Source organism: Providencia sp. PROV202 (assembly GCF_028479565.1).
GTDB lineage: Bacteria > Pseudomonadota > Gammaproteobacteria > Enterobacterales > Enterobacteriaceae > Providencia > Providencia zhijiangensis.
In genome coordinates, this window is sequence record NZ_JAMPNV010000003.1 from 18037 (window position 1) to 28063 (window position 10027).

Here is a 10027-nt window from a genome sequence, read left to right on the forward strand (position 1 = left end):
AAATCTAATAAATATTATTATGTTATTTTATTTACGCAATGTATCTAAGTAGATATTTAAAGTGAAATGGTATTTTTGTATATTTTAATTATCGAAAATATGTTTAATAATTATCCCTACTGACTTATAGGCTTAATTAGTGTTGAGCCTTCTTTATATATTTCAGCTCTTTTTGTATTCGCGAAAGTAAATTTTACATATCTATTCGTATTACTTGATACAGTAACCGTATGCGCACGCATATATACAAAGATACTTTTCCCACGCCCTAATGCTGGAATAGGGATATCATTCACAGTTAATGTCATCTTCAATCCTTTATTGATATCTTCTTTAGCCTGACTGCTTGAAAGTGTTTTTATTCCACCTTTACCATCATCAACCCCCACTAAAAATGCATATGTTGAATAATTAACCCCAGGAGATGCTCTAGATGTTTCAAAAGTACAAGACAAACCGGCATCAAATACACGCTCAAAGTTATCAGAACTGATTTCGATGGCTTTAACCCAACCTGTTTCAAGTGCTCCTTTGGGAAAGGTTTTGTTCAATGGCGTTCCTGATATCTTTTTATTTGTTGCAAAATACACATCTCCCAAAACTTTTTTCGCATCCACCGTTCCCTTGAAGTGACCATCAGCCCCATCAATTCGTCCTCGGAATGTCACTGCATTAAATTCAGCATTACCATTTTTATTAATTTGCCATCCTGATTTCCCCGAAACGAAATTATTCGACTGAATAACATTTCCTATCTTAGCGTTACTAATCGATGCATCCGCGATGAATGACTCGCGCATGTAAATCTGCCCATTTTTCATGAACATCAAAGGTTCCATCTTTCCTCGTGTTGGATTAAAAAAAGCAAAATTATTTGCATTAAACCCAATGAACGATTCAATTTTCCCCGCCTTCACTTCAGCACTAATAACCATACTCGCGGCACTATATTTTTTCCCATCCACCATGATTGTAATGTTTGTATTGTGCATCGCATAACCAGCATTTTGTTTAAATTCCGCCTGCATCTTAGAGTTAATCAGTGCACCTTGATTATCCAATTTCGCCTGAACTTGCTTCTGTGATTCACTGAAAGACCTGTCTAAATTCGTCACCGCTTTATCAAGCCGAACAACGCCTGCGTTTACCCCATTTATTGATGCTGTCACTTGTGCGTATTTTTCTGCCCATGATTTTCGTTCGTCAGCAAACGCACGCTCTAACGTTTTATGCTGAGATTGTGACTGTTCATGGTTTACCGTAACCTCTTTCTTCACTTCTTTAATTGCCGCACTATTGACTAGTATTGACTCATTTAGCCAATCAAGTTCTTGAGAGAGCTGTTTCCCAGCTTCTGTCGACATGAAATGCTCGTTCAAATCTGGCAAGATTGTATTCACATCAAACTCGGACTCTCCTCGCACCCATTGAGTCCACTCAGATTCATTACCCGATTTATCCACAAGTCTTGCTCTGAAGTAAAATACGACGCCAGCGGCTAGACCAACCATCTCATAGTTTTTTGATGGATAAGGGACATCAGATAACAGCATCAAATCTTCATCATTTGGGGTTTTACTGTACTGAATTTCAGTTTTTAGCGTGTCACTGGTATTTTCATCAAACCCCCAATCCAACTTAATACCGAACACAAGCGAGGAAGCTTTGAAATTCACGGGCTTCGGTGGATTACCCACTTTTCCTGTCAGGCTAGCTTCAGGGGCATTAGCCCAAATACTGGAGATTTCAGACGCATTAACTGCTCGGACTCGCACTTGATATCGACCAGAATAAACGCCCTCAATATCAAACCCCAGTGATGATGTTCTTGGTGTATTGACCCAGTTCCCGTTATCACGACGCCATTGCGCCTCATAAGCAATCGCACTTTCAGCCGCGTCCCAACTGACACTGAGCGTAGTCAACGCCATACCTTGGTCAACTCTTGAGTAAGACGTAATTTCGACCTTTTTCGGTGCAGGCTGAACGCGAGGCGGAATAACAGTTACGGGACGTTCGGCAATGCGAGCACCTGAATCGATATGGTCATAATGGTCAGGGTGATGGATAGCACCGCTAATGGTGTAAGTGTTATCGCCGTTGTCGCTGATATTAATCACTCGATATAGCTGGACCGCTAAGTCATCAGAATCCACCACCCACACCGCTTCTTTTTGTGGTACCTGTGAATATTCAACAGAAACCGTGACCTCTTTTTTGTTTACCGAAGTAACAGTACGCCCTTCTGATTTGCCATCAAGCAGGTTGATGATCAGGCGGTCACCCGCTTTAATTGACGTGACTCTATCGAGAGTAATGTTTCGCCCATTCGCTGAGGAGATACGTCCCCCGGTGTCACGCCCTGCTAAATTTGAATCAGCTACCGCGATAATATGACCCGGTGAGGGAATTGCCCCTTCTAACCCCGTGGCAAATGTGATCATACGATCATTTGCGTTAGTCAGTAATGCCCAGCGACCACGTCGATTCGCTTCACTTCGACGGGTACACCCAATTGCAGAGAGTTCTACCTTACGCACGCCATAACGATGCTGAAGTTTTAAATCTGCGACCGCCTCGATATCATCTTTGCTGTGGTTATCCGTATCCGTAAATGAAACCAAGGCTTGGGTGTAGCGATTTTGGATACTGCCCCCCGAGTAAGACGGTTTTCCCCCAACGATATTGGCATTAGTAAACGTGCGAAAAATACTGGCTGGCATATCGGCAACCGCATTGACTTTATTGTCCGCCCAGAAGGTCATTCCTCGAAAAATAGCCGCAATATCCCGTAATACGGTATACGCTGCCTCTTGTGATTGAATATACACATCACATAAAAAACGAGGCTCTTTTCCCTCGCCTCCTCGTCCATCAGGCACTAATTCATCACAATACTGTGCGATTTTGTACAAATCCCACTTTTCAATCTGATGGGCTTTGATTCTGTCACCACTGCCATAACGATTGTTCAGGACTAAATCATAAAACACCCAGGCGGGGTTATTGGTTGCCGCCAGCTTAAATGTTCCATCCCAAACACCCGCGTACGTTCTATTCACAGGGTCATAATTTGTCGGCACTTTAACTAACAATCCCCCTTTCGGGCGAACACTAATTTTAGGGATACGGTTGTTAAATTGACGGGCATTAAATGTCACAAAGAGAAGCGCCGTATTGGGGTAACGTAACTTGGCGTCAATCACCTCGGTGACCGCAGCAATCGAGACTTTATCGGCAATACGAGCGGTATTCTGATTTTTGGTGAGTCGCCGAACGCGCAATTGCCAACCTGTCGTGGCTGAGGGTAAATCGATACGATGGGTGCGCTGATATTCACTGGTCGTTTTACCATCAAATGCAGACTTAACGAGTTCTTGATACCCAGCACCATCTGTAGATAAATCAATCGCATAGACAATGCGATATCCCGTTGTATCACCATTATCGTGTTGACGCATTAACTGAGGCACTGAAAAGCGAAGGCGAATAGCGGATAACTGCGTATTATTAATCATTCGGATATACGGCTGATCGTCTCGCAGCTCTACCCCCACGGCGATGTCATTATCAACCGACGGTATCCCTTTGATATACTCTTGTTGCTCGCTACCGGGGCGAAACTCCCACGTTACCCCTTCGAAGTTTTTCGTTCCATCCGTATTACCAATTGGCGTCTCATCTAAAAAAATACGCGTATCATCCAAGCCCTCCGCAATTTCCCCCTCAGAAATGGCTAACAGAATTTTTGCAGTCGATTCTGAAAGCAAATTATCTTTGGCTTCTACGGGCGTATGACCGCCTCCGCCGCCACCTTTAGCGCCGTATATCGTTTCCATATTTCACCCATAAAAAAACGGCACTCAAGCCGTTTCCGTATATGATAAAGATTAATTTTGTTATTTTTGGTCTTCGGTATAGATACCCGCGGAGATAATCGCACCTCCGACTTCACGGCGGTCTAGTCCATATAACAGCGGCACAGGATTGCCCTGCGCCGTGGTATTTACAGCACCACCAAATGCATAGGATGGCTTATTATCCGCATCTTGTCGCATGGATAAGCCTTGAGGCTGAGGTGAGAGCATTTGCACCAAACCACCGATTGCCATAGCAGCACCACTCAACGCCAATGCCCCTCCCCATGTCCCTGCAGCGGTAAATGCGACAGAGAGACCTCCCGATAAAAATGCGGCAGCACCAATTAGTGCTGCCCCTAAAATAGTTTGGAAGAAACCACCCCGCTTACTCCCTTTAATTACCGGAGCAATGCGAATTTCTTCACTGGTATCAAGATGCAATTCGTCTTCAGCAATATTGCGCTGACCTTTAAATACCGCAAATTCCAGCCCTTTCAGATGCGCATTGGCAAGGAACTGCTCGAATCCATCATAGAGTACCGATAACGCTTTAATCGCTTCACGCGGAGAATCGATAGCAAGTTGATGTTCGCGACCAAATTGGGTACCCAAAACACCATAGAGTCGTATTGTTTTTAAACTCATGCCAACTCCTTTCGTCTGACTATTTTCACTGTCCTATCACGCCAATAATCACTGTATGGAACGATGCGGCTGAGCTGACCGTATAAGTGGTGAAGCAGCATACCATTCACTATCACCCCTGCATGGTTCGGAACATGAGCTTGCACTTGCATAATGACCATATCGCCCTCCTTTAAGTCACCGGCAAACTCGACAAAGCCCGCTTGCAGCCAGTTATCCATATACAAGTTTTCCCCCTCTTCCCACCAGTGTCTCTCAACGCTGTAATTATGCAGCTCAATCCCGTGCATCTGTCGGTAATAATCCATAATGAGCGACCAACAATCTGCGTGACCAAGCACAAACGGACGACCTTCTAACTCACGCTCAATTCTAGGCTGGATTATGCGGATATCACCTTCCGGATAGGAAGCTATCACCCACGGTAGTCCCGAAGCATCACATTGCAATTTGTCTATTTCGCTCGGTTGAGACGTCACTCCATCCCCGCAATGGCTATGAACAATCGCTATTGGATTGCCCCAATCTTCGGCTGCGGCATAGTCTTCTGGGGAAAGTTCGAAATGATCAGTTGGATTATCGGAAAGATTTCGGCAGGGAAAATATTTTTTGACTCGACTTTTTTGGCAAATCACGCCACACGCTTCTTTAGGGTATTCCGCTTTGACATGCTGAAATATTACCTCTGTTAATTTCTTCGTGATCATCGTACTAACCCCGCGGCAGGGAATCCTCCAAAATCCAAAGGTTCATTTTCGCCAAATCGTTTTTTACAATCGCTAATGAGTCCACCGCACTTATCTAATGCCGGATCATCAACCAGTTCACCACGCTCATCGAAATATTTATTGCCCGTATAATTGCAACCTCGCCCGCTTCGATAATCGCCTTTCATACACCAGAAACAGAGGTTGTGGATTTGGCGACCGGGGATCATAACCCCTTGCAAGTCGAACGGACTCGACAACTCAAATTCAACTGCTTCTCCCGCGACTTCGCTCATTTTTCTGTCGATGAAATAAACTTGTTTGAAAAATTCTTCAGGGTTAGCGGTAGGATTTCCCTCTGGAAAATTCTTAGCATCTAGATAGTGAGCGAAGGTTTCATAAATAGTCACTTTCGCCAGTGCCATATCATCGAATTGCAAGCACAACGAGGATATCAAACCATCAATATTAGCCACTCTTAATAAGGGTCTGGCTGGACTACCATCACTATTTTTTGCCATGCCCTCGATTTCATAAGCCCATGCGCCATATTCATTTCCTTGCCACCAAATAGATTTTGGTTTTATGCCCCCCTCTGCAGCGTCAATTTCTTCGGGTGTATGCGGCAAATTGTAGGCATGAAATCGAAGAGTTGGACCATCAAACTCACTACCGTCCACTTCAATTAATTGAACCTTACTCCCCGGCTCTAATTTTTGAATGTCAGATGTTATATTCATACACTAAACGCCTGTTCAAAGGTTGCAGTTATAGTGATAGAGCTACCGCCAATTGGCTTTAATGTGATGGAATCAGCTTTCACTCGATATAGTCCTTTATCTCCCAAAGGTGGCACCCACAGAAATGATTTTGCTGTATGTGAGCGAATAAAGGAAAAAATAGGCATTACCTCTGACTTATGCCCCGTATAGGTAAATCCCCATGATTGAGATTCAGTATTGAGACCATCGCCTGAAACTTGCTTATAGCCATCACCAAATGCCACTTCTTTTATACGATGCTTAAATTCGCCAGTTGGCGAGTCTTGGATTTGAGTTCGCCACTTAAATTCTTCAATCATTATTACCCCTAAATAAAAAAGCCACCCGAAGGTGGCTATGTGAGGATCAATCTAGATAATCTTTACTGATTTAATAATTTGATAGTTTTCCGTGCGTGATCTTTAGCTTCGTCAAAGTATTCGGCTAGCGGTTTACTAGAGTTCAAGTTTGTTTGGTAGACTATATTTGCCAATACAAAATCAACACTATACTCATCACCTTTATAAACATCGACAGGAATGCTGATTTGCTCATCTTCTGGGTTAATGATTACAGTTCCAAGTTTTAATTCCATTACTACCTCTCATTAATTTTTTAATACTGTTCTTATCTTCCAACAGAAATAGCTTTGATTATTTTGTACAAATCACCACCCTCACGCCCCTCTATTGCCATGAAGCGCTTAAGCTTATTATTTAAGGATTGCTCCGCAGCTCGGATATCAACATTCTGCATAGAACCTTGCTGTTGAACACCACTTACAACGCTGATGCCACCAATATTAAGATTAACGTTAATCCCACCAGCAGGATGAGTGCCGTAGACTTGCACTCGAGGCTGACTCACTGACATTGACTGAGAACCACCTACATATCCACCAGATGCATAACCTCTCTTTCCTGCATCCATTAACCGATATAGATTAGTTTTACCTAATTTAGCCGTACTCTCTTTGTCAAATACAAATTCGCCTCTATGCACGATACCAGCTACATCATATTTACCGCCATCACCAGTATATCCGCCTGTTGCATGACCTTTTAGCCCTAAGAATTCACCAACAACAGTCCCACCAAAAGCTGCTTTCATGGCATTCAGCATCGCCATTTGCATTAACATCTTGGTAGTCATTTCTAAGAATGAACGAGTAAAGTCACCGAGACTAGCTTTACCCGTGATGACAAAGTCTGAAAGGCTGTTGCTCATACCTTGGAAAAACGACTGACTGATTTGAGCTACGTTGCCGTAGACGTTTGTCGCTTGGTCTTGGAATTCTGCAAAACCCTTTTTAACACCGGCTTCCCAATTTGCGCGTAAAGAATCTTCCTTACTGTAGTAATCTTCTAGTGCCTTTTTCTCTGCCGGTGACTTAGCTTGCTCAAGTGCAATGTCACGCTGGTACATGCGGTCAGACTTACCAGCTCCCATATCCAACGCACGACTTCTGGCATTGATTTCCTCAATTCGTTTGAGCTGTCTGTCTAGTTCTCGGTTATGTTGCTTCTGAAGCTCTACAGCATCCCCTGCAACCGCTAATGCCTTTTGTGATTCAAGGACACTTTCTTTCTTCGCTAATAGTGCCTGCTCATCTTTGGTAAGTTTGCGCGTTGCCTTTGCTTCTTCTAGCACTGATATTTTAGCTTCCATATCCCAAAGCTTTTTACGCTCAGCGCTAATCACATCAGCAACAGTTTTATGCTCCTTCAATACTTTCAGTTGAGATTGGAGAGAGATTAGCGCTTCATTGGCTGACTCATCAGCCCGAGTACCGTAGTCAGGGCGATATTCTTTGCCTTTCTTAGTTACTTCTGGCTTATATTTTTTGTTGATATTTTTTACAGCTGCTTCTCTATCTTCTCTTGACCATAAATCAGGAGCAGCAGATACCTCACGCCATAAATCAGCTAATGCCAGTGTCCTTTTTCTTTCATTTGTTGCTATCTCAGAAAGAACTCTTCTCTTATGCTCAAGAGATGCTATTCTTTTCTCTTCTCTTTTTTGAGCCTTATCTGCTTGAGCAGCAGCCGAATCCTCAGTTTCAACTTGTTTCTGTAAATCTGAAACATCCTTTTTGAGATTCTGTACAAGCGCCCTTCTTGCTTCTAGGTTCCTAGTTGCATTTTGGTTCATGAAAGATTCTGATTGCCGCCCGTACCCATACCCTGACATATCTGGGACAATTGATTTTTCGGCTTGCTCTAATTCCTTTACCGCTATCTCTAATTGCTTAGTTTTCTGATTCAACCTTTCATGCAGTGGAGCTTCTCTGCCAACACTTAGCATTTGATCCCAAGCATCTTTTGCAGCATCGCTAACTGCTTTCCACGCACTCTCTAATGTCCCTAAGTTGGCCTTTACTTTATTAGCCATATCTAATGACGCCTTAGACAGCAAGACCATGCTTTCAGCTGCGGCTTGATCCTTATGCCCCATTTCTTCTAACCGCATGATTCTTTCTAACTCAGAAGACTTCAAAAAATGCATTGTTTTGTTGAGTTCTAAAATAGCTGAAACAGGCTCATTCTTTAATCTACTGAATTGTTTAATTGTTTCATCAATCGATTGTCCAGTAGCTTCCTCCATCCTAGCTGCCGTATTTGCTATCATCTCAACTGCATTTCCAGTAAACAAGCCTGAACCAACTACTTTAGATAATGCATCGGCCATTCTATACTGAGTTATGCCATTGCTAGACAGCTGCCGTGACAACATATCTAATTGCGATGCCGTCTTGCCAGCGTAACCGCCTGTTAGAATGAGTTGACGGTTGTACTCGCCAAATTCCATAGACCCTTTATAAGCAGCAAGAGCAACAGCAGAAGCGGCACCAACAAATCCAAACATTGCAACTCTTGCTGGGGTAATTAGCGATGCTAAAGCCTTCAATGAGTTTCCTATACCACCGAAGGAATCTTTTATCTGACCACCTTGCTGTATCATCACCATCCATACAGGCATCCCAGATGCCAACGATGTGACTATATCCGTCATTTGAGCGGGTAATTGACGCATAGCATTTCGATATTGACCAATCGTGATTGAGCCGTTTAAAAATGCTTTTTCTTGCTCTTTCAGCTTGGAAATCATAGGCGCAGCCTGCTGAGAAATTCCCATTTGCGCTGCTTTCAATTCTAAAATTTCAGTTTTGGTTTTTCCTATAAAATCCGTTTGATTTTTAAGAGATTGTAAGAATTCATCTGCGGCTTGCTTTGCTTTATTCGTTGCAGCTTCCTGAGCTAATAATGCTTGCCCTTCCGCAGTCAGAGACATATGCATTCTTTGCAGCTTGTCTCTAGTTTGGTCTAATATGCTGGTATAATCTTTGAATTGATCTTTGGGAAGTAACCCTTTTTTGCTTGCTGCTACTAGCTTTGTCTGCCAGTCATCTAATCGTTCAAAAGCTTTATTTGTAGGGTTCAGCTGATTAAGTAACTCATGAAGCTCTTTGCGCTGTTTTTCAGCTGCTTGAGCTGCTTTTTTCTGATTATCTACACCGCGTTTAAATTGCTCATTCAGGTCTTGGGCTGAGCCATTTACCTTTTCTGCTGTGCTGCCAAACTCCTTTAATTTTTGAGTCCCACGCTCTAAATCAGACGTATCAGCTTTAAGCGAGATGGTTGCTATATCTGCCATTTACCTTTCTCCAGATATAAAAAAACCACCCATCGGTGGCTAGATTAGCTTCTATGTAACTTTTATTTAAATTAACGCCATATTATTCTAGAATTTCATTTTCCAACATTCGTCACTAACCAGATAACCTTTAACCACACAAAGGATTATTAACATGCTTAGAAAATTGACACTCATCGCAGCCCTTTTCATCGTAGCCAATGCTCATGCTGGCAACGAGTTAACTATCAGTAAGTTAGCTAGTGATGCAAATACTAAAACAGCACTCCAACAAGTTGTAAAAAATAACGACCTCCCATCATGGATCTTAACTGGAGGTACTGAATCCCCATCAAATACTGTGACTTTAAACGGTAATGAATACCAAGTAGCAACAGCGTGCAAACCTCACAATTGCCCT

General features: G+C 42.9%; 8 protein-coding genes. 1 reads left to right on the top strand and 7 read right to left on the bottom strand.

What is annotated here, in order from left to right:
* Positions 1–116: 116 nt before the first annotated feature.
* The 7 genes from PR799_RS01340 to PR799_RS01370 form a co-directional block, all read right to left on the bottom strand.
* Positions 117–3839 (bottom strand): host specificity protein J, encoded by a 3723-nt coding sequence (locus PR799_RS01340; RefSeq protein ID WP_272521077.1) that lies wholly within the window; start codon positions 3837–3839, stop codon positions 117–119.
* A 60-nt stretch (positions 3840–3899) separates the two neighbouring features.
* The gene (locus PR799_RS01345) at positions 3900–4505 is read right to left on the bottom strand and encodes a tail assembly protein (protein WP_272521078.1); all 606 of its coding nucleotides are present in this window, start codon (positions 4503–4505) and stop codon (positions 3900–3902) included.
* A complete protein-coding gene (locus PR799_RS01350) occupies positions 4502–5212 on the bottom strand; it encodes a C40 family peptidase (RefSeq protein ID WP_272521079.1) in 711 nt (236 codons plus the stop codon). The genes PR799_RS01345 and PR799_RS01350 overlap by 4 nt, the downstream gene beginning before the upstream one ends.
* Positions 5209–5952 carry a phage minor tail protein L gene (locus PR799_RS01355; RefSeq protein WP_272521080.1) on the bottom strand — a complete coding sequence of 248 codons (744 nt, stop codon included), beginning with the start codon at positions 5950–5952 and terminating at the stop codon, positions 5209–5211. The genes PR799_RS01350 and PR799_RS01355 overlap by 4 nt, the downstream gene beginning before the upstream one ends.
* A complete protein-coding gene (locus PR799_RS01360) occupies positions 5949–6293 on the bottom strand; it encodes a phage tail protein (protein WP_272521082.1) in 345 nt (114 codons plus the stop codon). The genes PR799_RS01355 and PR799_RS01360 overlap by 4 nt, the downstream gene beginning before the upstream one ends.
* A 62-nt stretch (positions 6294–6355) precedes the next feature.
* Entirely contained in the window at positions 6356–6568 is a 213-nt protein-coding gene (locus PR799_RS01365) for a hypothetical protein (RefSeq protein WP_036952419.1), read from the bottom strand.
* A gap of 32 nt (positions 6569–6600) precedes the next feature.
* Positions 6601–9627, bottom strand: a complete 3027-nt coding sequence (locus tag PR799_RS01370; protein WP_272521083.1) for a phage tail tape measure protein — start codon at positions 9625–9627, stop codon at positions 6601–6603.
* 154 nt (positions 9628–9781) lie between these two features.
* Between PR799_RS01370 and PR799_RS01375 the strand changes: the two genes are divergently transcribed.
* Positions 9782–10027, top strand: a 246-nt coding sequence (locus tag PR799_RS01375) for an Ivy family c-type lysozyme inhibitor (protein ID WP_272521084.1), incomplete at its 3' end; no start/stop codon positions are given.

Coding starts and splice junctions, on each gene's coding strand:
- PR799_RS01340 (WP_272521077.1), bottom strand. CDS start 3,839: ATGGAAACGATATACGGCGCTAAAGGTGGCGGCGGAGGCGGTCATACG.
- PR799_RS01345 (WP_272521078.1), bottom strand. CDS start 4,505: ATGAGTTTAAAAACAATACGACTCTATGGTGTTTTGGGTACCCAATTT.
- PR799_RS01350 (WP_272521079.1), bottom strand. CDS start 5,212: ATGATCACGAAGAAATTAACAGAGGTAATATTTCAGCATGTCAAAGCG.
- PR799_RS01355 (WP_272521080.1), bottom strand. CDS start 5,952: ATGAATATAACATCTGACATTCAAAAATTAGAGCCGGGGAGTAAGGTT.
- PR799_RS01360 (WP_272521082.1), bottom strand. CDS start 6,293: ATGATTGAAGAATTTAAGTGGCGAACTCAAATCCAAGACTCGCCAACT.
- PR799_RS01365 (WP_036952419.1), bottom strand. CDS start 6,568: ATGGAATTAAAACTTGGAACTGTAATCATTAACCCAGAAGATGAGCAA.
- PR799_RS01370 (WP_272521083.1), bottom strand. CDS start 9,627: ATGGCAGATATAGCAACCATCTCGCTTAAAGCTGATACGTCTGATTTA.